Origin of the sequence: Paractinoplanes aksuensis, from assembly GCF_024137025.1 — a bacterium.
Taxonomy (GTDB): domain Bacteria; phylum Actinomycetota; class Actinomycetes; order Mycobacteriales; family Micromonosporaceae; genus Actinoplanes; species Actinoplanes aksuensis.
The window spans coordinates 28319-51643 of record NZ_JAMYJR010000036.1 but is presented as its reverse complement, the minus strand read 5'-3'; the positions used below and the strand labels follow the sequence as shown (position 1 = coordinate 51643).

Annotated in this window: 19 protein-coding genes; 11 read left to right on the top strand and 8 right to left on the bottom strand. The window is 70.4% G+C overall.

All coding sequences use genetic code 11. The features are described 5' to 3' along the window. Window positions 1-1149 precede the first annotated feature (1149 nt). Both M1L60_RS32370 and M1L60_RS32365 read left to right on the top strand, forming a co-directional pair. The gene (locus M1L60_RS32370) at window positions 1150-2475 is read left to right on the top strand and encodes a glycosyltransferase 87 family protein (RefSeq protein ID WP_438862176.1); all 1326 of its coding nucleotides are present in this window, start codon (window positions 1150-1152) and stop codon (window positions 2473-2475) included. Window position 2476: 1 nt separating this feature from the next. Further along, the gene (locus M1L60_RS32365) at window positions 2477-2884 is read left to right on the top strand and encodes a TFIIB-type zinc ribbon-containing protein (protein ID WP_438862174.1); all 408 of its coding nucleotides are present in this window, start codon (window positions 2477-2479) and stop codon (window positions 2882-2884) included. A 119-nt stretch (window positions 2885-3003) separates the two neighbouring features. On the opposite strand, the gene M1L60_RS32360 is transcribed toward M1L60_RS32365, so the two are convergent. Continuing rightward, window positions 3004-4200 carry an SUKH-3 domain-containing protein gene (locus M1L60_RS32360; RefSeq protein WP_253241351.1) on the bottom strand — a complete coding sequence of 399 codons (1197 nt, stop codon included), beginning with the start codon at window positions 4198-4200 and terminating at the stop codon, window positions 3004-3006. Window positions 4201-4307: 107 nt separating this feature from the next. Between M1L60_RS32360 and M1L60_RS32355 the strand changes: the two genes are divergently transcribed. Genes M1L60_RS32355 through M1L60_RS32340 form a run of 4 tightly spaced genes read left to right on the top strand, consistent with a single transcriptional unit; the run spans window position 4308 to window position 9016 of the window. Further along, complete coding sequence (locus M1L60_RS32355) at window positions 4308-4733, top strand: YbaB/EbfC family nucleoid-associated protein (RefSeq protein WP_253241350.1); 426 nt, start codon at window positions 4308-4310, stop codon at window positions 4731-4733. After that, complete coding sequence (locus M1L60_RS32350) at window positions 4726-5061, top strand: hypothetical protein (RefSeq protein ID WP_253241349.1); 336 nt, start codon at window positions 4726-4728, stop codon at window positions 5059-5061. The genes M1L60_RS32355 and M1L60_RS32350 overlap by 8 nt, the downstream gene beginning before the upstream one ends. After that, on the top strand, window positions 5058-8690 hold the full coding sequence (locus M1L60_RS32345; protein WP_253241348.1) for a toxin glutamine deamidase domain-containing protein: 3633 nt from the start codon (window positions 5058-5060) through the stop codon (window positions 8688-8690). Before M1L60_RS32350 ends, M1L60_RS32345 begins: the two co-directional genes overlap by 4 nt. Then, window positions 8687-9016, top strand: a complete 330-nt coding sequence (locus tag M1L60_RS32340; RefSeq protein ID WP_253241347.1) for a hypothetical protein — start codon at window positions 8687-8689, stop codon at window positions 9014-9016. The genes M1L60_RS32345 and M1L60_RS32340 overlap by 4 nt, the downstream gene beginning before the upstream one ends. Before the next feature lie 4 nt (window positions 9017-9020). Here M1L60_RS32340 and dnaB read toward each other — a convergent pair whose 3' ends face one another. Then, entirely contained in the window at window positions 9021-10475 is a 1455-nt protein-coding gene (gene dnaB, locus M1L60_RS32335) for a replicative DNA helicase (RefSeq protein WP_253241346.1), read from the bottom strand. 398 nt (window positions 10476-10873) lie between these two features. Between dnaB and M1L60_RS32330 the strand changes: the two genes are divergently transcribed. Beyond that, window positions 10874-14785: a hypothetical protein gene (locus M1L60_RS32330; RefSeq protein WP_253241345.1), complete on the top strand. Its 3912-nt coding sequence runs from the start codon at window positions 10874-10876 to the stop codon at window positions 14783-14785. Between the two features lie 84 nt (window positions 14786-14869). On the opposite strand, the gene rplI is transcribed toward M1L60_RS32330, so the two are convergent. From rplI to M1L60_RS32305, 5 genes are all read right to left on the bottom strand, one after another. Next, window positions 14870-15319 (bottom strand): 50S ribosomal protein L9, encoded by a 450-nt coding sequence (rplI, locus tag M1L60_RS32325; protein ID WP_253241344.1) that lies wholly within the window; start codon window positions 15317-15319, stop codon window positions 14870-14872. 14 nt (window positions 15320-15333) lie between these two features. Continuing rightward, the gene (rpsR, locus tag M1L60_RS32320; protein WP_007073789.1) at window positions 15334-15573 is read right to left on the bottom strand and encodes a 30S ribosomal protein S18; all 240 of its coding nucleotides are present in this window, start codon (window positions 15571-15573) and stop codon (window positions 15334-15336) included. 36 nt (window positions 15574-15609) lie between these two features. Continuing rightward, a complete protein-coding gene (locus M1L60_RS32315) occupies window positions 15610-16191 on the bottom strand; it encodes a single-stranded DNA-binding protein (RefSeq protein ID WP_253241343.1) in 582 nt (193 codons plus the stop codon). A gap of 66 nt (window positions 16192-16257) precedes the next feature. Continuing rightward, a complete protein-coding gene (gene rpsF, locus M1L60_RS32310) occupies window positions 16258-16548 on the bottom strand; it encodes a 30S ribosomal protein S6 (protein WP_014448192.1) in 291 nt (96 codons plus the stop codon). Window positions 16549-16841: 293 nt separating this feature from the next. Next, complete coding sequence (locus M1L60_RS32305; protein WP_253241342.1) at window positions 16842-17834, bottom strand: hypothetical protein; 993 nt, start codon at window positions 17832-17834, stop codon at window positions 16842-16844. 130 nt (window positions 17835-17964) lie between these two features. Here M1L60_RS32305 and M1L60_RS32300 point away from each other — a divergent pair, with 130 nt between their 5' ends. The 4 genes from M1L60_RS32300 to M1L60_RS32285 all read left to right on the top strand — a co-directional run bounded on the left by M1L60_RS32300 (window position 17965) and on the right by M1L60_RS32285 (window position 21696). Beyond that, window positions 17965-18741, top strand: a complete 777-nt coding sequence (locus M1L60_RS32300; RefSeq protein ID WP_253241341.1) for a deoxyribonuclease IV — start codon at window positions 17965-17967, stop codon at window positions 18739-18741. Between the two features lie 22 nt (window positions 18742-18763). Continuing rightward, complete coding sequence (locus tag M1L60_RS32295) at window positions 18764-21064, top strand: hypothetical protein (RefSeq protein ID WP_253241340.1); 2301 nt, start codon at window positions 18764-18766, stop codon at window positions 21062-21064. Between the two features lie 135 nt (window positions 21065-21199). Continuing rightward, complete coding sequence (locus tag M1L60_RS32290) at window positions 21200-21463, top strand: SMI1/KNR4 family protein (RefSeq protein ID WP_253241339.1); 264 nt, start codon at window positions 21200-21202, stop codon at window positions 21461-21463. A gap of 20 nt (window positions 21464-21483) precedes the next feature. After that, window positions 21484-21696 carry a hypothetical protein gene (locus M1L60_RS32285; RefSeq protein ID WP_253241338.1) on the top strand — a complete coding sequence of 71 codons (213 nt, stop codon included), beginning with the start codon at window positions 21484-21486 and terminating at the stop codon, window positions 21694-21696. A 65-nt stretch (window positions 21697-21761) separates the two neighbouring features. Here the strand turns inward: M1L60_RS32285 and M1L60_RS32280 are convergent, their stop codons facing one another. Further along, window positions 21762-23297, bottom strand: a complete 1536-nt coding sequence (locus M1L60_RS32280) for a glycosyltransferase family 87 protein (protein WP_253241337.1) — start codon at window positions 23295-23297, stop codon at window positions 21762-21764. Window positions 23298-23325 lie beyond the last annotated feature (28 nt).

Below are 23325 nucleotides of genomic sequence, written 5' to 3'. Positions count from 1 at the left end.
CCGCAGCATTCCGCGAACCCGGGGCCCGCCAAGCCGACCGCAACATTCGAAGATCCGGCGAAGGTGGATGCCACGCCCGTCGGCACTACAACTCTTGGCAGTCCACCCTCGACGGCGCCGGGCCCCGCGTTCGACAAAACTCCCGCAACGGAAACAAGCGCCAAGCCTGACAAGACCTCCGCGATCCAGCGGCGCCCTGAGCCCGACAATAATTCTGCGCCTGAGCTCGACGGGGGGTCCGCGACTGAGCTGCGCGCGCAACCGGTCGACGACTCCGATACCCAGCCCGATTCGGCGTCCGACGACGCTTCAGCAACTAAGCCCGGCTCGCCCGCCAAGTCCACGGACAAGTCGGGTAAAGCGCTCGCTGCAACCCGCGCCGACGCTGTAGCCGAAAAGCCTTCCGGGACCGTCGGTCACGTGGAGTCCCCAGCGAAGGGCACGCCCGCCAGCGAATCCGCCAATCCCGGGAGCGCAAATCCCAGGACCGAGGATCCCACGATCGCTGGTCCCGGGACGGCGGCCACCGCGGAACGGGCGACATCCGAGGCCGCAGCAACCAAGAGCGACACCCCAAAGCCTGTCGCATCCGAGCTGACAACCTCCGAGGCGACTACATCCGGGCCCGCCACCTCCCAGGCAACCGCATCTGAGGGAGCCGCATCCGAGGGAGCCGCATCCGAGGGAGCCGCATCCGAGGGAGCCGCATCCGAGGGAGCCGCATCCGAGGTCGCTACATCCCAGGCCGCCGCATCCGAGGCCTCTGCATCCCAGGCCGCCGCTTCCGAGGCCTCTGCATCCCAGGCTGCCACGTCCGAGGACGCCAAATCCCAGGCGACTGCATCCGAGGCAGATACATCCCAGACAGCCACGTCCAAGGCAGCCACGTCCGAGGTTGCTACATCCCGGGCCGCCACGTCCAAGGCATCTGCATCCCAGGCAGCCACGTCCGAGGACGCCAAATCCCAGGCAACTGCATCCGAGGCCGATGCATCCCAGGCAGCCGCGTCCGAGAGCGCGGCGTCCGAGGATGCCGCGTCCGAGGATGCCGCGTCCGAGGATGCCGCGTCCGAGGATGCGGAAGCTCGGAGCGTGGCGTCCAAGGCCGCCGGGGCGAAGACCGCGGGTGCCAAGAAGGCTGCGCGGCCCGTGGGGGAGCCGGCGCCACTCGGACGGGTAGGTCGGTTCTTTGCCCGCGTCGATCGGGCGGCGGGCGGCTACGCCGTCGACCTCGTGCTTTATGCACTGTCGGCGGGATTTGCACTGATCACGGCGACGAACTCGACCCTGTTGCCGCACCGAGCCTGGGGTTCCATCGCCGTCTGGGCCTACACCGGTGCCTTCGTCGTGGCCGCGCTTCAGTTCACCGGCTATCTGTTGACCCGCCGCCGCGCCGGCAGCCGCGTCGCCGCGCTGTTCGGGAATGGCAGTCGGGCCGCCGTCACCTGGGCCGTGTGGGCCGCTGCCGCGCTCGTTCCGCTGGTCGTCCAGGCGATGCAGCGAGCCGACGGCCGCACCGACCGCGCACAGGAAGAGGTGCTGGTCGTCGAGCACATGGGCGAGCGCCTGCTGAACGACGGCACCCCGTATCTCTCCCGGGACACGATCGCCGCCCTGCCCGAGGCCGACCGTCTGATGGGCTACAGCCCGTACCAGCCGGGAATGTCCATTTTCGGCATTCCGCGGGCCCTCTTCGGCGACGTCTGGTGGACCGACTCCCGTGTCTGGTTCGCCGTGTTCACCGCCCTGGCTCTCATCGCCGCCGTCATGGTCCTGCGGTCCGCGCGGACGTTCCCGACCGTCCGGGCGTTGCAGGCAGTGACCGTTCTGCCGATCTGCGCGCTCACCCTGGCCACCGGCGGCGACGACATCCCGGTGCTCGCCTTCTGCCTGCTGGCGCTGGCGCTCGCGGCCACGGACCGTTACGGCTGGGCCGGTGTCGCCGTCGGCGCGGCCGCCGCCTGCAAACTCTTCGCGTTGCCGGTGGTCGCCGTCCTGGCCATTCTCGCTATGGCCGTGGCCCGTGGCGGCCGGCTGCTGCCCGGCGCGATCGGTCTGCCGATTCTGGTGCTGATCCCGCCGTTCCAGGTCAACCAGGACGGCTTCCTCGAGAACGTGATCCGCTTCCCGCTGGGGCACGGACTCGTCACCAGCCCGGCCCAGTCCCCGTTCCCCGGCTACCTGATCGCACAGAACGTGCCCCACGGCCGCTATCTCACGCTCGGACTACTGGCCGCGGTGGCGGTCGTCATCACCGTACGGATGCTCTGGTGGCCCCCACGCCGCGCCGACACCGCCGCGTTGATCTGCGGCTGGGGTCTGCTGGCGGCGATCCTGCTCATGCCGACGACCCGCTTCGGTTACCTGCTGTATCCGGTCGCGTTCATGGTCTGGGCGGCCGCCCTGCGCCCGGCACACAGGAACCACACAGCCACAAGTCGCCCGTTGGATGACGCGGCCTTGTACCGTCTGTGAGATGCAGATGACCTGTCCGAAGTGTCACGGCGAGATGCGAGTGTACGAGCGCAGCGGCGTCACGGTCGACCAGTGCACCGAGTGCCGAGGGATCTTCCTCGACCGCGGTGAGCTGGAAAAGCTGTTCGAGGCCGAGTCGAGCTACAACACTCGTCAGGCTCCGCCGCAGTCCGCTCCGCCCCCGCGGCCGGCCGCCGCCCCGCAGCCGGGTTACGGCCAGCCGCAGCCGGGTGGTTACGCCCCGCCGCCTCCGCCGCCCGCGCCGGGCTACGGCCAGCCGACGCACGGCTACCCGCCGGCGCCGGTCCCCGGTCACGCCCCCGCGTACGGCCACCACGGCCACTACCGGCGCGGCCACCACGGCCACTACCGCCGCCAGAAGAGCTTCCTGCACAACCTGTTCGACTGAGGAAGCACTGACCACCGCCCGCCGGCCCGCCAAGGGCCGGCGGCGGGGTCAACGCGCGCCCACAACAGGCCGCGCCAGAATCAACGCGCGCCACCGGCCGCGCCAAGGTCAACCCGCGCTCACCACGTGCCGTCGTCGCGCACGCGCCGCGCCGGCCCGTCACCCGTGAGCAACCCGGTCAGCGCCTCATCGAGCGTGCTGCCGACGAACCACTCCCCACCCTGATCAAAAACGAACACCCGCGCCAGCTCGTCGATCGCCACCACCGCGTCGCCCCCTTCGATCCCGATCGGAAACAATGGCACGCCCGTGAACTCGGCAAACTCGCTCAGCGCGGCCACCGCGTAGGCCCCCGGCTCCGGGTCGAGCCGCAGCAGCCGAATGGCCCGTCGCAGCCCCGGCCCCCGCCGCGCGCAGCGCACCCCGGGAAAGTCCGCGACCGCTGCCCGCGCCGCCTCGAACGCCTGCAGCCGCCCGCCCGAGGCCTCGACCGCCCGTTCGATCGCCGCCGCGGCCGGGCCCGCCCCGATCCACCCGCCGCCGGCCAGCGTCCGAGCCACCTCGTGCGGGAACCGCCCAGCCACCGGAATCCGATCGGAACCGTGCCGCCACTCGCTGACGAACGCCCGGTCCGACCACGGCAGCACCGCCAGGTCGACGAGCACGCTGATGCACGTCTCGCACGGCCGGTGCTCCTCCCCGCCCACCGGATCACCCTGGTCGCGTACGAGAAAAGCAGTGAATTCGGCCCCGGTCAGCCAGGCCCGCGCGTCGTCGAGCCCCATCTCACGCCCGCGCGTGCGGGTGGCCGCGTGCAGCGCGTCGGAGACGGCGATCAACTCGGCGTGCCGCTCGACGCCGCGCACCTGACTCTCCGCGCCCAGCATCCCGAGCCGGTCCATCACCAACTGATGGTGAGTGATCCGCTGGTCACCCTTCGCGCCCTGAGCCCGGAACAGCCGCTCACCCACAGTCAAGTGGGCCATCGTGGTCGGAGTGGGCCGGCGCCGTGTCAACCGGAGTAGCGCGACCGCCGGATCCACCGTTCCCGGCGGGCTCGGACGGCGGTCGCGATAGATGGCAGCGATCTCGTCCGGCGGCACTCCGGGCCACGTGGACAGGACGCCCGTCTCTCGATCGATCACCGTGCGTGCGCCGTCGCCGGGCACGGAGAGCACAGTGGCCGGCTGCTTGGTCCAGATCACGTAACCCAGGTCGAACTCGGTGAGCATCGGCTCACACCCGTAACCGCGCTGCTCGGACTCGTTGCGCGCCCAGCGCTCCGCGATCGCCTCGGCCTCCGCTCGAGTGATCATCGCGCCCTCCCCTCCCGATGTCCTGAACCCGATCGCCCGTGGCGACGTTCGCAGATTGAAGTTAACCGAACACGCAAAGTCCCGACACGGACGAGGGGTGTGACCCGGTGGCTGTTACGGCGAATCGCGACGCGAATCGGGAACTGCGCGACCGACTGACAGAGGTGCACGAGCGGTATGCGCGTCTGCGGTCCGATCTGGACGATCTTCAAAGGCGCCTCGCCGACGTCCGCGTCACCGTTGTTTCGACCGACGGACTGGTCCGCGTGACGGTCGGGCCGCGCGGCGAATTGATCGATTTGCGGCTCATTCGCCGGGCGACTCGGAACATGGACAACGAATACGTTTCCCGGACGATCGTGACCACCGTCCACACTGCCGCCGAGCAGGCCGCGGAACGCATTCAGACTTTGATGGCCGACTATCTCCCGGCCGACTCCGGCACTCTTCGCTATCTGCGTGACCACAACTTCGGCTCGCTGCTCGGACGGTCCGACGAGATCGTCCAGGACCTGGCCGGCCGCGATGTCTGACGCCCGGCTGCGGCTCGACGCCGAGGAAGCCCTGGCCGGATCGCGCGCCCTGAGCGCGGCCGGCGAGGACCTCGGCGCGCGCCGCAACCGGGCCGGCGCCGAGATCGCGGCCGCCAGCTCGACCGTCCCGTGGGGCCGCGACGACTACGGGAAGTCCTTCGACCAGCACTACCGCCCGTTCGAACAGCAGGTCCTCGACGCGTGGCAACAGCTCGCGACCTATCTGGCCGGGCTCGGCGACGCCGCCGCGCTGTCCGTCCGCGACAACCTGGCCGCCGACGCCGACGCCGCAGGCCGCATCCGTTCGACGTACCGGGGTCGATCATGACTGTCCTGCCGAGTCCCATTCCCCACCCGCTCGAGTTCAGCCCGTTCGACGTGCCGGCCTGGGCCTACGAGGCGCTCGAGTGGGTCGTCGGCTTCGACTGGCCGGCCGGCAACGAGGTCGCCACCTGGGACGTCGCCGACCGCTGGTTCTCCCTGGCCACGTCGCTGGCCGAGCCGAACGAGGCCGCGATTTCGGCCGCCGGCCGGTTCCTTTCCGGCTACGGCGGCACGGGCATCACGGCCGACGGCTTCGCCGACGCCTGGCAGATGGTCGCGGGCGACGACAACGCGCCGCTCCACGACCTGCTGCGCGTCTCAGGTGAGCTGGGCAAACTCGTCGAAGGCTGCGGTGCCGACCTCGAAGCCGCCAAGATCGAAGCCTGGATCGAGATCGGCATCTTCCTGATCGAACTCGTCGGCATGGCCGTCACCGTCGCGCTCACCCTGGGCGTCGCATCCCCCGCCGCCGGCGGCCTCATCGTCGCCACCCGCCTCGCCATCCAGCAGATCTTCCGCCGCCTCGTCGAGCAGCTCGGCACCAAGGCCCTGAAGCAGACCGCCGGTCGCGCGATCAAACAGGTGACCAGCCGCGAAGGCCTGAAACGCCTGGGCCGCCAAGCGCTCGACGAAGGCTTCGACGAGGCTCGCGAAGAGATCGCGATCAATGGCGGAATTCAGACGTACCAGCAGTCGACCGGGCGCTCCGACGGTTATGACCTCGAGAATCTGGGCCGGACCGCGCTGGCCGGTTTCGCCGGGGGAGCCGCCTCGACCGGGGCCCACGCCGGCTCGCACGGACACGGCGGCATGATGCGCGGCGCCGGCGGCGAGGTCATGGCCGAATTCGGCGCGGCCGCGACTTTCGGCGAACTGCCCGACGCGACGGGAATCGCCAAGTCCGCCAGTTCGGGCGCGGTCGGCGCGGGCCTGCACGGAATGCCCTCGTCGATCGACATCGGTCATCTCAAAGGTTTCGACGCCGCCTCGCTGCCCAGTTCGGCCAATAGCGAACCTCTTGGAAGTACGACGGTAGGCGCTGATCTATCCGGCGGGAGCGCCCTCATCGAGGGGCTGGCCGCGAATGCCACACCGTCACCAATCGCAGAGCAGGGCCCCTCGCTCTCCACGACAACCCCTGACGCTCCCCAGTCGTCCACCCCCTCGCTCAGCGCGACTCCCTCACCGCAGGCCCAGTCCCCCAACGACCCGACCTCCCCGTCCCCAACCCCCGCGTCCTCAACTTTGTCGACCGTCGACACTCAGCTCACGCCGCCCTCCATCGACGCGACGCCCTCATCCCCACCCCCATCGTCTACGTCTACGTCTGTTGATCCGCAGCTCACGCCGTCCCCCCACGACCCGATGTCCCCGACCCCGCTCTCGTTGACACCACCGTCGCCTTCCGTGTCGGACGGGTCGGGCGTACTAGCTGCCTCGGTCGCGTTCGCCGACCCGCTGACGACGGCGCCGGTTTCATCGTCGACACCAGTCGCCGGCCCACCGCTGACCTCAACCGGCGGCATCGGTCCGGCTGGGGTGTTCGGACCGCTCGGTACCCCCGGCTCGGCCGCGCCCGGCCTACGGCGAAGCCCACTCTCCGATTTGGAGCGCATCGCCGACGCGCTCGGCCCACGCCCGGCGCCCCGGAACCCCGTACGCAAGCCTGAAACCCCCACGACCCGGTCGGCCCCGCCACCGGAGATCCGCGACGAGCGGGCGTACTTCGGTTATGCCGCCCACGCCCGCGAGACCCACGAGCAGAACCGGCGCGACGAGTACGCGGCCTATCTCGGATCGATCGCCGAGGACAACCGCGCCCGCATCCTCGACCTGGGCCGAAGCGCCGATCAGGCCGCGCGGGCCGGCTTCACGCTGCGCGAGGCCCAGGACCGCCGCCAGGCGTTCAGCCTGAGCGAGATCGTCGCCGAGATCGAGGACCAGATCACCCAGGTCCGCTCGGGCGCGCTGGCCCCCGACCGGGTCGAGGTCGACCCACCCGAATGGGCCCGCATCAACAACGACGTCGGCCACCTGGCCCCCGGCGGCGTCCGCACCGGCGACCGCTCGGCCCTGGACGGTTTCGCCGGCCGCCCACCCATCGACCGCACCCGCCACTACAACTCGGCCGGCGGCCTGCGTCCCCCACTGGCCGTGCACCAGACCGACATCGAGAACGCCGTCCCCCGAGACAGCAACGGCAACGTCTCCCGCCTACCCGACCCCCGCGAGGGCACCTGGTTCCGCCTGGCCAACGACGGCGGCCCCGCAGCCGACCCGACGAGGGGCCTGAACTGCGTAGACGGCACGCTGGCCCTGTTCGACACCTACATCCACGGCCGCCCCCGGGTGTCGGCCCCCCGAACGTTCGACGCCTACGCGAACGGCAACCCCGACCGCCCACTGGGCGGCGAGGTCGAAGGAATCAACCGCATCCGCCTGGCCACCGGCGGCGACTTCCAGAACCTGTGCCCCCACCTGGGCGACGCCGACCCGACCCAGGCCAAACCCGCCATGGACCAGGCCGTACAAAACCTGACCAACCACCTGCTGAACACCGGCCACGGCTCCTACGCCTTCCTCATCACCGACCTGGAAGGCGGCGGAAGCCACTCCTGGGCCGCCCTGAACCAGAACGGCACAGTCCTCTACGTAGACCCCCAGATCGGCCGAATCTCCGAGAACGCCCCCCTCTACCACCACCACGGAGTTCCGACCCCCATCAACGTCGTCTCCCTGGAAGCCTTGGTAGTAAACGCCTCAGGCCACCCCACCCCCCTTCCCCACCACGCCCCCGGCGCCTGGTCCGCCCAGCCCCCGACGGGAACTGATCACGGTGGGATACGGCCGGCCTTCGATTTACTGACGCCCGACCAGCAGACACTCCTCAGCGCTACGAGAACCGAGGCTGACCTCGTAGCCCAACGGGTATCCGACGATCTTGGGGCAGTGGTTCAGGCCCTCGACCACAGCACAGCGCGACTTGTCGGCGAGGAACACCGCGTCAAATCGGTCGAGAGTCTGAGCAGGAAGTTCTTGGAGGCCTACGAGACCGAGAACGTAGGACTCGACGAGTTCATCAACCGTGTGAAAGATCGTGTCCGCTTCTCGGTCGAAACGCCTGAGGAGAACTACGGCCGCACCGTCACGCAGGTACTCGCCGGACTCCGTGAACGCGGCTACGAACGCACAAGCGCCGCAAACTTTTGGGCGAACCATGGGCGCCACAACGGTCTCAACATCTGGCTGACCACGCCGGAGGGGTTCCGGATCGAGGTCCAGTTCCCCACGCCGCTATCGCAAACGGCAGGAAGCAGGACTCACGACTACTACGAGATCGTGCGCCTCGGAACCGAGCCGGCCTACAAGCGAGTGAGCGCGTTCCTCGACATCATCGCGATCAACAAGGAGCTCGAAATCTATGCTCATCGGCCACCCGACCTGCACCTGATCACTGACGTCAACGAAAAGGTGACCACCCTGGCCAAATGGCTCCAGTCAGAAGCGGCCACACTCTCTCAGTACAAAATGGATCTTCAAGCTCGCGGCATATCATTCGAAACCGAACTTCAGCGGCGTGGCCTCGGACGCGACGACGTACCCGGCCTCGAGGGGATGGGCTTGATCGAATGACGGAAGGCTTCAGCTACAAGGCGATCCTGCGGAGCGACGATCGATCGACCATCACCAGCCTCGTCGCCTATCAGCCCGGCGAGCAGACCCTCCGCGCGGTGCTCTGGAGCGTTCCGCGCCATCAATGGATCTATGCGCCCAACCTGGTTGCTTCCGTCCTTTACGACGACGAGGAACAAGACCGTGGCCGCCCCGTTGACCGGCCGACAGCCGAGCAGATATCTCGCGACGTCCTGCGGACCGAGTTGCCCAGTGAGGCCGTGCTGTCCGAGATGTCCGACGAGGGCGAGCGCAACGGCTGGAATTACGGCCCGCCCCGGGGATGACCTGTCAGGTGATGGCCATGTCGACGAAGCGGGACAGGTGCAGCTGGGCCGCGACCGTGACGGTGTCGGTGGGGCCGTTTCGGTGTTTGGCGACGATGAAGTCGGCCTCGCCGGCGCGGGGTGACTCTTTGTCGTAGTAGTCGTCGCGGTGGAGCAGGATGACGACGTCGGCGTCCTGTTCGATCGAGCCGGACTCACGCAGGTCGGACAGCTGGGGGCGCTTGTCGGTGCGCTGCTCGGGACCACGGTTCAGCTGGGAAACGCCGATCACCGGGCACTCGATCTCCTTGGCCAGGAGCTTGAGGCCACGGGACAGCTCGGAGACCTCTTGCTGACGGCTCTCGGTCTTTTTCGGCGAGGACATCAGCTGCAGGTAGTCGATCACCAGGAGTTTGAGGTTGTGCCGCTGCTTGAGGCGGCGCGCCTTGGCCCGGATCTCCATGAGGTTCATGTTCGGGGTGTCGTCGACGAAGATCGGGGCCTCGCTGATCTCGCCCATGCGGCGGGCCAGTTTGCTCCAGTCGTCGTCGGTGAGCTGGCCGGAACGCAGCACGTGCAGCGGTACCCGGGCCTCGGCCGACAGCAGACGCATCACCATCTCGATCTTGCTCATTTCGAGCGAGAAAATGGCGCTTGCGCAGTTTGCGCGAATTGCCGCATTGCGGGCGAAGTCCATGCTGGCCGTCGACTTACCGAGACCAGGTCGCCCGGCCACGATGATCAGCTGGCCGGGGTGCAGACCGTTGAGCAGCCGGTCGAGGTCGGAGAAGCCGGTCGGGATGCCGGCCATACCGCCGCCGGCCGCGCCGATCGCCTCGATCTCGTCAACCGTAGGCTGGAGCATGTCTCCGATGGAGGCGAAATCCTCGCTGACGCGCTTCTCGGTGACGTCGTAGATCGCCTGCTGGGCCAGGTCGACGATGTCGTCGACGTCACGCCCGCCGTTGCCGTTGGCGCCGTAACCGAGCTGGACGATCTTGGTGCCGGCCTCGACGAGGCGGCGCAGGATGGCTCGTTCGCCGACGATGCGCGCGTAGTAGGCGGCGTTGGCCGCGGTGGGCACGCTCTCGATCAGCGTGTGCAGGTAGGGCACGCCGCCGATGCGTTGCAGATCACCCGAGTCGGCCAGCGCGGCCGCTACGGTCAGCGCGTCGGCCGGCTCGCCCCGCCCGTACAGATCGAGGATGACGTCGTAGATCGACGCGTGCACCGGACGGTAGAAATCCTGCACCTTGAGGATCTCGACGACGTCGGCGATGGCGTCCTTGGAGAGCAGCATGCCGCCGAGAACGCCCTGCTCAGCAGCGACGTCTTGCGGCGGGGACTTGTCGAACGCGCCGCCCCGGGACGACCCGCCGCCCGATGGCCCACCCGCCGACGACCCGCCGCCGGAAGGCCCGCCACCCGACGGCCCGCCCCCGGACTGGGCCGGCGGCCGTGTCTCGTCGGTGATCGACACCCGGACCTCCTCCATTAGCCGTACGTGCACCCCTGATCAAACCGCTGGGGTATGACACTTTCGGCTGATCCCCGCCATGATCAGGAAAAACTCCCGATCAAGCCCCGCGCCTGCGGCGGCACCACTGTACGAACCCGGCCGCCACCTGCCCAACCGCACCGGTGGACAAGCCTCGGGACAACCTGTGGACATCCCGCCCCAGCCTGTGGGCAGCCCTGTGCACAGCCTGTGTACAACTCCTGGGGACGACGCGGGTTGTGCCTTCCCGAGCAGGCGTTTTGCTGTCCCCACCTGTGGAGGGGGAAAAAGTCCTGCACAAGTGCGAAAAGGTGCCCGGCGTGAGCAAGCCGTCGCGCGGAGGCGTTGCGGTTCCGACGCGCGGAAGGCACGCTTTTGTCGTGGACCAACGGGAGTGGGACTACGGCGCCCGCATGTCGCGTGAGCGACGTGCCGCCGATCAGTGGTCCCCCCGTACCTCGGATTCACCCGATTTCGCCGACCCTGACCAGAAATGGTCATCCCTGACGGACACCGGCAGCCTGCAGCCCAGCGCCGAGGCTCTCGACTGGCAGCGCCGGGCCGACCAGTGGGCCCAGCAGGCCGAACCCGATCCTCACCAGGCCGTCGAACCAGCCAACCGCTGGTCCGACGTCGCCGCCACCGGCCGTCCCACGTTCCCGGCCGACGGCGTCGGCTGGCGCACCGAGACGGCCGAGTGGCGCGCCGCCGGCGCCCGCTGGCGGCAGACCACCGAGTGGCGGTCGACCACCGGCTCCCATGTCTGGCGGTCGACCACCGAGGCCTGGCAGGCCGACGGCAACAACTCGTACCCGCCCGAGTCCGAGACCCCGATGGCACAGCCGGCCATCTCGAGTTCCGCCTGGTCCGGCGACTCCGGCACCGACACCCGGCCCGCCTGGCAGCAGTTCACCGATTCGCCGGCCGAACCCGAGACGCCCGGCCGCCAGCGGTCGAGCCCCGGCGAGTCGACCACGCCGAGCTGGCAACAGCCCTCCCCGCGTACGCCGGCGGAAAGCTCTCCGTCCTGGCAGCAGCTGGTCGAACCGGAACAGCAGCCGCAGCCGTCGTGGAACTCCCGCCCGTCCTGGCAGCGCGATGCCATTGAGGGTTCCGCGACCTGGACCGATCTGACCGAACAGCGCTCGGCCGCCCCGTCCGACACCGGCACCACCTGGCTCCGCGAAGACCCGCGCGACGACGGGCGCCACCTGGTCCGCGAGGACGACCGCGCCGCGTGGCGACGCGAGGCCGGCGGCGGGTCACCCCCGGTCGGGCGGCGGCGGGCTCCTGAGCCGGGTTACGCACCGTCCGGCGGTACGGGTTGGTCCAGCGGCCGTTCCGAGGCCGAGAACGGTGAGAACACCGACAACTGGGCCCGCCACACCGACACCGGCGGCATTCAGCTGTACGGGGACTCACCCGCGCCGGCCGCCTGGGGCACGGGTGTCGGTTTCGGCTCCCGCAATGTCAACCGGCGTGAGGAGGCCGATCGCCGCGAGGCCCCGTACGGGGATCCTCCCGGCTACGAAATGCCTCCGGCGACGCCGTACGAGCCACCGCCGCGCCAGCCCACAGCCACCGGCTACGGTTCGCGCTACGCCGAGGACGAGCCGCCCCGCTACACCGAGGAGCCGGCGACCGGCCGTGGTCGCCGCCGTCGCTACGCCGACGAGCCCGACGCGCCCCGCCGCGGTGACACCGGTTCGTTCGCGCCGCCCGAGCCGCGTACCCCGCGCCGGTCCCGTTCCGAGTCGGACGAGACCGCCACGTTCAGCGCCGTACCGATGCCGGCCCCGCCGCCCACGTCGGCCCAGCGCAGCGCCGTGCCGGCCCCGCCGCCCACGTCGGCCCAGCGCAGCGCGGTCCCGATGCCGGCCCCGCCACCCACGTCGGCCCAGCGCAGCGCCGTGCCCATGCCCGCGCCGCCGTCGTCCGCCCCGCGCAGCGCCGTGCCCATGCCGGCGCCCCCGTCGTCGGCGCCACGCAGTGCGGTTCCCATGCCCACCGGGCAGGTCTCCGCGCCGCGTGGTGGCCCGCCCAAGGGCCGCGCGAAATACAAGGCGGGCGGCGACGACTGGCGCGACCAGACCGGGTCGTGGGAGGCCGAGCCCGACACCAGCAGCTGGGTCCGCGACCCCGACACCGGCCAGTGGAGCCGTTCCGACGACGACCCGCGCATCCTGGCCTGGCGGCGCGAGGCCGCCCGCCGCGAGGCGATGGGTGAGGGCCCCCGTGCCCTGCCGCCGCCTCCCCCCGCCGCGGCCGAGCCCGAGGCCCGCCAGCCCGACCCGCCGACGGGGTGGCGCAACACGCCTCCGCCGCCGCTGCCCCCGGGCCCGACGCCCCGCAGCGCTGCTCCCGCCGCCGACCCGTACGACGAGCCGCGCGGCTACGGCAGCGCGGAGCCGGCCCGCGACCCGTACGGCGCCGCGCCGACCAGCCCGGCCCGCTACGACGACCCGCCCACCGGTTACGGCGGCACGCGGGCTAACGGCAGCGCCCCGGCCAGCGCTGTCCCCTACGGCGAACCGCGCGGCTACGGGAGCGCTCCAAGCAGCTCCGTGCCCGCTCGCGACCAGTACGACGAGCCCACCAGCTTCGGCGCCCCGCCCACCCGCCAGCCCTACGGCGAACCGCGGGGTTACAGCAGCGCGCCGACCAGCTCGGTGCCCGACCGCGATCCGTACGGCGAACCCCGCGGCTACAGCAGCGCCGCGCCCGCTCGCGACCGGTACGACGAGCCCACCAGCTTCGGCGCTCCGCCCACCCGTCGGCCCTACGGCGAATCGCGGGCCAATGGCAGCGCCCCGGCCAGTGCCGTTCCCTACGGGGAACCGCGCGGCTCCGCGCCCGACCGCGACCCCTACGGCGAAGGCCGCGGCCGCGACCGGTACGACGAGCCGACCAGCTTCGGCGGTCCGCGGGCCAACGGAAGCCCCCCGGCCAGCGCCATCCCGAGCCGCGATCCGTACGACGAACCCCGCGGCCGCGATGCGTACGGCGACGACCCGGAGCGCGAGCCCCGCGGCTACGGCTCGGCCCCCACCAGCTCGGTTCCCGCCCGCGACCCCTACGGCGAGCCGCGCGGTTACGGCAGCGCGCCCACCAGCTCCGTCCCCAGCCGCGACCAGTACGACGACTACGGCGGCACGCCGACCACGTCGCTGCCCCGGCGTTCCTATTCCGACGAACCGGGCAACGCCCCGCGCAGCGGCTCGGCCTACGGCGGCGGCACCACCCCGTACCGCAGCCAGCCCGCCCTCCCGAGCGCCCCCCGCAGCGCCCCGGGCTACGGCGGAGCGGGCGGCCCGATCGGCTCCGCCCCGGTCAGCTCGCCGCGCGGCTATGCGGGCGCCCCGGCCCTGCCTCCGGGCTCGGCCACCGCCCCGGCCGGCGGCGTCCCCCAGTACATCCCGCTCGAGGAGCCGCAACGTTCCGGCCGCCGGCGGGCCGACGACGACGCGCCGACCGGCCGCCGGGCCGCGATCGACCCGACCGCGTACGCCGCCGAACCGCTGAGCCCCGAGGTCTGGCAGACCGGGCGTCCCGCCGACGCCCCGCCCTGGTCGCTGGACAGTCCGGACGACACCGGCGGGCAGTCCGAGACGGGCCAGTGGCATCTCGACGAGCGCCGCGAGCGAGCCCGCGGCAGCGCGACCTACCGCGAGGGCGGTGGTGGCGACTGGCGGCGCGACCTGTCCGATCAGAGCGACCTGGCCGAGGGCGAATCCCGCCGCTTCGGCACATCGGATTACGTGCCCTTTCGGTCCGGCGGCTCAGCCGCGGTCCAGGGACAATCAAACTTATCCACCACGTCGACCTCGCTGATCGCGCCGATCCCGCGTGAGGCGGGCGCGGCTCCGCAGCGGGGTGCCGCCAGCTGGAACGGCCCGTCCGGGGCGTACGAGCGCCGCCCGGTCACCAGCGGCTATCCGACGGGCCGGAAGAACGACCTGCTCGATCCGGACGACGAGGAGGACGAACAGGAGTCCGGCAGCCCGCTGGCCGTGGTCGGTTACACCGTCGTCTGGTACGGCGTCCCGGTCGTCCTGTTCGTCGCGTACATGCTGGTGGTCGGCACCGGCGCCCAAGGCCACGCTCTCGGCACTCTGGGCAAGGCCGCACCCCAGTTTCTGATCTCGCTGGTGCTGAGCGTCCTGGTGGCGCTGGGCCTGCGCTTCGTGAGCCAGTCGTGGAAGGCGGTCAGCGTCGGCCTGGCCGCGGCCGTGGTCGGGGGCGGGCTGGCCACCGTGCTGACCTCGGCCATCACCGGCAACAGCCTCAGCTGATCCGCACGCCCCCACGGCCGGGAACACAAAAGGCGCGCCGGGATCCGAAGATCCCGACGCGCCTTTCGAACGCGTGAAGCGGTCTTACTTCGAGGCGACGACGTTCACCGGGAACGTCGCGGTGACCTCGGGGTGGAGCTTGACCTGGACGTTGTAGGCGCCCGTGGTCTTGATGTGGCCGGGCAGCTCGAGGCGGCGCCGGTCGAGGGACGGACCGCCGGCGGTCTTGACCGCGTCGACGATCTCGGCCGGGGTGATCGAGCCGAACAGCCGGCCACCGTTGCCGGAGCGGGCCGTCAGCGTCACCTTGAGGCCGGAGAGCTGGGCCTTGACCTCGTTGGCCTGGCCCAGGTCGCGGATCTCGCGGGCGTCGCGCGCCCGCTTGATGACCACGACCTGCTTCTCGGCGCCCTTGGTCCACCGGATCGCGAAACCCTGCGGGAGGAGGTAGTTACGGCCGTAGCCGTTCTTGACCTCGACGACGTCGCCGGGGGTGCCGAGGCCCGACACCTCCTGGGTGAGGATGATCTTCATATTCGTGATCCTCCTCAGCGCGCCGTCGCCGTGTACGGCAGAAGCGCCATCTCACGGGCGTTCTTGACCGCGCGAGCGATCTGCCGCTGCTGCTGCGAGGTCACCCCGGTGACCCGGCGGGCACGGATCTTGCCCCGGTCGGAGATGAACTTCCGCAGCAGGGCGGTGTCCTTGTAGTCGATGTAGGTGATCCCGTCCTTGTCGAGCGGGTTCACCTTCTTCTTCGGCTTGCGAAGCGCCGCAGCCTTAGCCATTGCTCTTACTCCTGATGTCAAAGAAGCCCGGGTGGGCTAGAAGGGAGGCTCGTCGTCGAACGAGGAGTTGCCGCCGCCACCGCCGGAGCGGTTGCCGCCGGAACCGGATCCGGAAGAGGCCGGTGCCGCCGTCGCCCACGGGTCGTCGAAGTTGTTGTTGCTTCCTCCGCCGCCACCGCTGTTGCTGGACTGCCGGCTGCCACCGCCGCCACCACCGGAGGCGCCGAAGCCACCTCCGCCGCCACCGCCGGAGCGGTTCATGCGCTGCACCTTCGCCGTGGCGTACCGCAGCGACGGGCCGATCTCGTCGACCTCGAGCTCGTAAACGGTGCGCTTCTCGCCCTCACGCGTCTCGTAAGACCGCTGGCGCAGCCGGCCCTGCACGATCACCCGTGAGCCGCGCTGAAGCGACTCGGCGACGTGCTCGGCGGCGTCACGCCAGATGTTGCACGCGAGGAAGAGTGGCTCGCCGTCTTTCCACTCGCCCGACTGCCGGTCCAAGGTCCGCGGCGTCGAAGCGATGCGGAACTTGGCCACTGCCGCACCCGACGGGGTGAAGCGCAGCTCAGGATCGTCGGTCAAGTTCCCGACGACCGTGATGGTGGTTTCTCCTGCCATGATCTTCTCCTCGCCGCTTCGCTCGTTCGTAGGAGGTTCTCACTACCCCCCGACAAAAAACGAGGCTCAGCGGGTCTCGGGCCGGATGACCTTGGTACGCAGGATGGACTCGTTCAGCCGGAGCTGACGGTCCAGCTCGGCCACGGCCTCGGGCGTCGCCTGCAGGTCGACGACCGCGTAGATGCCTTCGGCCTTCTTGTTGATCTCGAACGAGAGCCGGCGACGGCCCCAGACGTCGAGCTTCTCCACCGAGCCACCCGCGGTCCTGATGACGTTCAGGTACTGATCGAGCGACGGGGCAACGGTGCGTTCCTCGAGCGAAGGGTCGAGGATCACCATGAGTTCGTAATGACGCAAGACGTTCTCACCTCCTGTGGGCTGAACGGCCGCGGTCTCTCCGCGGCAGGAGGTCTTGTGTCGCTCGCAAACGAAAACCGTGGGGCTTGGCCCACGGCGGTCACTCTGCGAACCGAGCAATCATACCCACCACCACTGCGTGGCCAAAAAGAAGGACCCCGCCCGGGTGGGGCGGGGTCTTTCCTGGTGGAGCCGCGGGGCGTCCGGTCCGCATTCGCTGGGTGGGACCTGGGGAGGAACGACCACACCGATGAGGTTGGACGCGGCCGCCCCGCGGAGCTTGTGGGAGAAGACTAAGCGATCTCTGCCCGATTTGCACGTTGCGACACGAATGCCCGAATAGCGGCAACTGTTACCCCGACCACACACACGGCGGCGGTCAGGGCCAGCAGGCCGAGCGGGTTACCCTCCCGCATCGGCTCCAGCGCGGCCACCGGCTCGGCCGCGGCGATCACGGTCGGGACGGGCGCGGGCGCAGGCGGCTCGGTCCCCACCGTCACCGGGTCAAGATCCAAATTTGGTACGCCGGGGAGCAGCGTGGGGGTGTCGCCGGGCGGCATGCCGGCGAAGGCAGGCGCGGCGCTCCCCGCCGTACTGGGAAGGCTCTTGGTCTTGGCCTTGGGTGTGGTCGCCGCGGTGCCGTGGGGCATCGCCTGAGCGGCGGTGGTGGTCGCCTGACCCGAGCTGTGGGTGTGCTGGGACGGCTGGCGAGGCGGGTCCGGCCGGGTGGTCGCGGGCCGGACCCGGGACGGACGCTGGGCCGGCGGGGCGACGTCCGGAGCCGAGGATCCGGCCGGGGACCGATCGTCGTCGTCCGGCGCCAGCGACATCGGCGTCGCGTCGGCCGACGAGGGCCGCGCCTGATCGGAATCGGCCGGACCCGCCGCCGAGGCCGACGGCGACGCCGTGACCATCATCGGCGTGGGGTCGTCACCGATCGCGCAGTTCGGCCGCAGCGCCACCGACGTGGTGCCCCGCCGGAAGATCACGTCGGTCGAGGAGTCGTCCGGCACGGTGCCCCTGGTGTCACCGCCGAGCAGCAGTTCCGCGGCGTACCCGGTCTGGTTCACGACCCGGATCGTGCTCTCCGCCGGCACCGTCATCGACTCGGTGCTCGGCCGCGAGCTGCACGAGACGCTGAACATCCCGTTGCCCGAGAACGTCACCGCCCGGTCGCCCTCGGGGATCGGATCCGCCCGGGCCGAGCCGATCGCCAGCATGGGCACACCGAAGATCAGACCGCCCAGCACGATCGCCGTCACCCGCTGTCGGACCTGCCGAGACATGCACCATCTCCCACGTCGCCCCGGCCCGCGGGCCGGTATCGGTCAAATGTGATCAATGGAGCTAACGACGCCCGCCGAGAGGCGGTGACGCGCGGAGCAAACTGTCGGACCCGCGTCGTAGTCTCGTCCCATGCGCATCGGAGCCCATGTCGATCCCGCTTCCCCGTTGGAAGAGGCCGCCGCCCGTGGGGCCGAGGCCGTGCAGTTCTTCCTGACCGACCCGCAGGGTTACAAGACCCCCCAACCGCGGGCGGATGCGGCCGCGCTGCGCGATGCCGAGGTCGACGTCTATATCCACGCGCCCTACATCGTCAACGTCGCCTCGCCCAACAACCGCATCCGCATCCCGAGCCGCAAGCTGCTCATGGCCCATGCCAAGGCCGCGGCCGAGCTGGGGGCCAAGGGCCTGATCGTGCACGGCGGCCACGTGGGCAAGGGGGCCGACATCGCGGCCGGCTTCGACAACTGGCGCAAGGCCTTCGAATACGCGGAATCCGACGGTGGCCTGCCACTGCCGATCCTGATCGAGAACACGGCCGGTGGCGACAACGCGTGCGCCCGCCGCTTCGACGACCTGGCCCGGCTGTGGGAGGCGGTGGGCTCCTTCGGCGCCGGTTTCTGCCTCGACACGTGTCACGCCTTCGCCGGCGGTGAAGATCTGGTCGGCGTCGTCGACCGGGTCAAGGCGATCACCGGCCGCATCGACCTGATCCACGCCAACGATTCCAAGGGCGGGTTCGACTCCGGGCAGGACAGGCACGACAACCTCGGCAATGGCAAGATCGACCCGGAACTCATCGTGGCCGCGATCCGGGCCGCCGGTGCGCCGGCCGTCGTCGAGACGCCGGGCGGCGCCGAAGGACAGACGGCCGACATCACGCTCCTGCGGGAGCGGACCGGCCGGTGACACGCCGCACGGGGAGAGGGTCATGACCACCGAGCAGCCGGGGCCGTCCCCCGCCCCGCCGGCTCCACCTTCCGCCGAGCCGTTGCGCCCGTCCGCGCCCAGCACCACCTCCACAAACGACAAAGCCACGACCACGGCGACCAGCGAGGCGCCGAAGTTCGTCGAGAAGGCCGAGCGCCGGCGCGGCTGGCTGCGCCGGCGGTCCCGAGCTGCGTCCGCCGTTCCGGCTCAGGCCGGCCCGCCGGCTCAAGAGAGCACAGCGCCGAGCGACGCCAAGGCCTCGCCGGGTGCCGTCGCGGGCCGGCCCAAGAGCGCTACGCCCAGCGACCAGGGCCAGATGGCCGGCACAGCGGCAACCCAGCCCAAGACCGACCCGACCAAAACCGACCTGCCCAAGGTCGACCCGGCCAAGGGTGAAGCGGCCAAGGGTGAAGCGGCCAAGACCGAGCCGGCCAAGGGTGACTCGCTCAAGAACGACGCGGCCAAGACCGTCGATGCTCCACAAGAGACCAAGAAGCGGTCCGAGCCGTTCCCGACCGAGCGGCCCCCCGGCACCCCGCCCGACCCGTTCCGCGCCTTCGCCGCCACCGCTGAGCGGCCACCCGGCTGGTTCCGCCGCGGCACCCGCCGGTTCGCCCGCTCGCTGGTCCACGAGTACGCACTGGTCACCTACATCGCCCTGCTGATGTCGGCCGCCCTCACCTGGCCCACCCTGCGCTACCCGATGCACACGCTCCCGCAGGACATCTGGGACCCGTCCCGCCAGGCCTGGCAGGTCGCCTGGGTCGGCCACACCCTGATGACCAACCCGGTCCAGCTGTGGCAGTCCAACATCTTCTATCCGCTGACCGACGCCTACGCCTTCGGCAGCAGTCTGCTCGGTTACGCGCCGACCGGCATGATCGGCGAGGGACCGGCCGCGGCGATCCTGCGCTACAACATCCTCTTCGTGCTGGCCCACGCCCTGCTGCTGGTCGGCGGCTACGCCCTGGTCCGCCAGCTCGGCGCCGGCCGCACGGGCGCCGCGGTGGCCGCCGTCGCCTTCGCGTTCGCCCCCTGGCGCCTCGCCCAGGAGGGACACCTCGACATCATCTCGGCCGGCGGCATCCCGCTCGCGCTGGCCATGCTGGCCCGCGGGCACGGCTTCTCGCTGCGCCGCGGCCTGCGCCCCGACCAGCGCCGCACGGGCTGGGCCGCGGTGGGCTGGATCGTCGCCTCGTGGCAGGTCAGCCTCGGTTTCTCGCTCGGCGTCCCGTTCCTCTACGTCCTCGGCCTGGTCGTGGTCGTGTTCCTGCTGGCCGTGCCGATCCGTTTCCTGCGCCGCCCGGCCGAGCGCGCGGCGCTCTCACGGCTGCTGGTCATCAACACGGCGGGCACGCTGTTCCTGGCCAGCTTCAGCGGACTGCTCGCCATCCCGTACTTCCGGGTGCCCGACACCGGCCCGGCCGGCACCGAGATCGCCTTCTTCTCACCACCCTTGCGCAGCCTGCTGATCGGCCCGGCCGAGTCCCGCATCTGGGGCGCTCCGCACGAGGTGCCGCGGGCCTCGCTCGGCTGGCCGGCCGAGATGGCCCTGCTCCCCGGGTTCGTGCTCTACGCGCTGGCCCTGGCCGGGCTGGCCTTCTCGATCTGGACCCTGCGGCAACGCCTGCTGCTGCTCGCGGCCCTGGCCGGCACGATCGTGCTGACCCTGGGCACCAACTTCTACGAGGGCCGCTACACCTATCTGCCGCTGTTCGGGCACCTGCCCGGCTCGTTGGGCCTGCGCATCCCCGGCCGGCTCATGCTCTGGGCAACGCTGCTGCTGGCGATCCTGGCCGCGGGCGCGGTGGCCGAGTTCGTGCGTCGCGCCGAGCACCTGTCCGAGCAGCGCATCCCGCCGTGGCCCGGCCCCTGGCTGCGGCTGGCCACCTTCGTACCGCTGATGCTGGTTCTCTTCGAGGGCTGGAACGCGACCGCGCATCCGGTGGCCCCGGCCCAGCCCGCGGCCATGCGCACGGTCAGTGGCCCGATGCTGGTGCTGCCGACCACCGCCCTCACCGACCATTCGGTGGTGCTGTGGTCGACCACCCGCTTCCAGCCGCTGGCCAATGGCGCAGGCGGATTCGGCGCCGCCCATCAGGTCGAGCTGCGGGCCAAGGTCCAGACGTTCCCCGACGCCGCCAGCATCGAATACCTCCGCTCGATCAACGTCGACCGGGTGCTGCTGATCCGCGCCGACGCCGCGGGCACACCTTGGGAACGGGCCGGCGACATCCCGGTCGACGCCCTGGGCATCCGCCGCGAAGACCTGGACGACGCAGTCGTCTTCCACCTCCGCTGACCTCATGGCGCCGACACCGAGGAACGCGGCGCCGCGACCCACAATGCGGGCCTGCAGCAGCTCAGGGGAGCAGTGGATGAGGCCAGGACGGCAGCCTGCTCACGCCGCCGAAGAAAGCCACCGAAGAAAACAGCCATGATCGCCGTTGACGTGTTCGAGCGGTTACGGGCCGCCTGGCTGAGGCACCAGTCACCGGTCGTCGATCACCTGCGGGCCGGGCTGACCACGGACGAACTCGATGCCGTGGAAGCTTCCACCGGCTTGGTCCTACCGGTCGAAACGCGACAGTGGTGGAGCTGGCACGACGGCGTGGTCCCGGATGTTCCCGGCACCACCATGGGAGCCGGGCCGTGGGAGCTGCTGTCGTTGACGGACGCCCTGAAGTACCGGCCCGGCTGATCGAGCTGACCGAGGAGTTAATGCGCTGGTGGCCCGAGTGGCTGCCGGTGGTGCGCTACGACGGCTCCTACCTGTTCGTCGTCTGCGGGGTGCCCCGCACGAGCCACTCGGCGGTGCACCGCTGGGACGACGTACCGGACGATCCGTACACCGTTCAGGCCCCCGTCCTGGGTCGCCGCGGTGACCGTGTTCGCCGAGCAGTTGGAGGACGGCCGCTATACGTACTCGACTGAGCAGAGACGCTGGTCCGGCCGGCCACGACAGCCGACCGGCAACGGCCGGCTGCTGTGACGAGGGGTCAGACCTTGACGACGGTCTGGTCGGTGGGCGGGGGCGGATCGACCGGCGCCGGAGGAGCAGCGGGGGAGCGGTCGACCCGGAACGTGCGTCGCAGGGTGGCGATCCAGGGCGCGTCCGGGCCGTTCAGCGGGCCGCCGTCGGGGTCGTCGTCATAGCTCTGGCGGACGGCGTCCAGCTCCGGCTTCCAGATCTCGCGGATCACCAGGCCGCACAGGATCACGACCGTGACCAGGCGCAGCGTCGAGGCCAGCACGAACGTGCCCTCGGGGATGACCGGCTTGCCGTTCGCGCCCATCAGCTCGGCGTAGAAGGCCGTGAAGTAGCCGAACTCGGCCACCGTCCAGGCGATGATCGCGCCCCACCGCGGCCGCGCCAGCACGATCAGCGGGAGCAGCCACAGCACGTACTGCTGCGACCACACCTTGCTGGTGATCAGGAAGGCGGCCACGACGAGGAACGCCAGCTGAGCGACCCGGGGGCGGCGGGGCGCCAGCCAGGCCAGCAGGCCGATCGCGGCGCAGGCGAGGCCGAACAACGCGTACGAAACCAGGTTGAGAGTCGGCACATGATCACTGAGCCATTGGAAGGGCCCCTGATCACCCGCGGCGCCCGTGTTCCACTTGCCGTCGAGGTAGCGCCCGATGTACCAGAGCGTTCCCCAGTCGATCGGCCGATCGCTGTTGAGCCGGAAGAAGCGCAGCCAGCTTTCGTGGTACCAGAAGAAGACCGGGAAGTTGACCACCGCCCAGCTCACCACCGCCGTGGCCATGGCCGCGCCCCACGAGCGCATGGCTTTGGAGCGTAAGGCGAGGACCAGCAGCGGCCCGAGGATGAACAGCGGCCACAGTTTGGCCGCCCCGCCCAGCCCCAGGAACACCCCGGCCCAGGCCGGATGCTTCTTCGCCCACAGATAGAGCCCGGCCGCGGCCAGACCGATGGCCAGGAAGTCCCAGTTGACCGTGGCCGTGAAGAAAATGATCGGCGACACCGCGAAGATCGCCGCATCCCAGGGCCGACGTCGCCGGAGGGCCAGGATCACGGCGGCCGTGGCCACCGCCAACGCGGAGAGAACGACCGCGTTGATGTTGTAGAACCAGGTGCCCTGGTTGATCTCGGGGTGGGACTCGCCGTACGCGTGGATCGGCAGCCCGAGCGCGCCCATGAAATAGCCCGTGACGACGGGGTACTCCACCGGCCAGTCCTTGTACGGCACGGCGCCCTCGTTGAGGTGCTCCGCGTAGTACAGCGCCAGTACGTCGGTGTAGCAGAACCGCGTGTACTGGACGTTCTGCTGCCAGTCGCCGCTCTGGCACGGCGACTTCTGGACCCATGAGAACGCCAGCGTCATGCAGATCAGCGCGAGGATGATCCGCGGCGCCGTCCAGAAGCGCCCCCGCCGGGCCTCGGGCCGCACCGCGTGCGAACCGAGCGGGCCGCCGATGGCCTCGGACAGGCCGCGCACGAATCCGTCCGACGTCGCGGGCGCGCTCGGCTTGTCAGGGCGGTCCACGTCGTCTGACGGATTCGTGCTCATGTCATGGCATCATGCCGTACTTCACGCC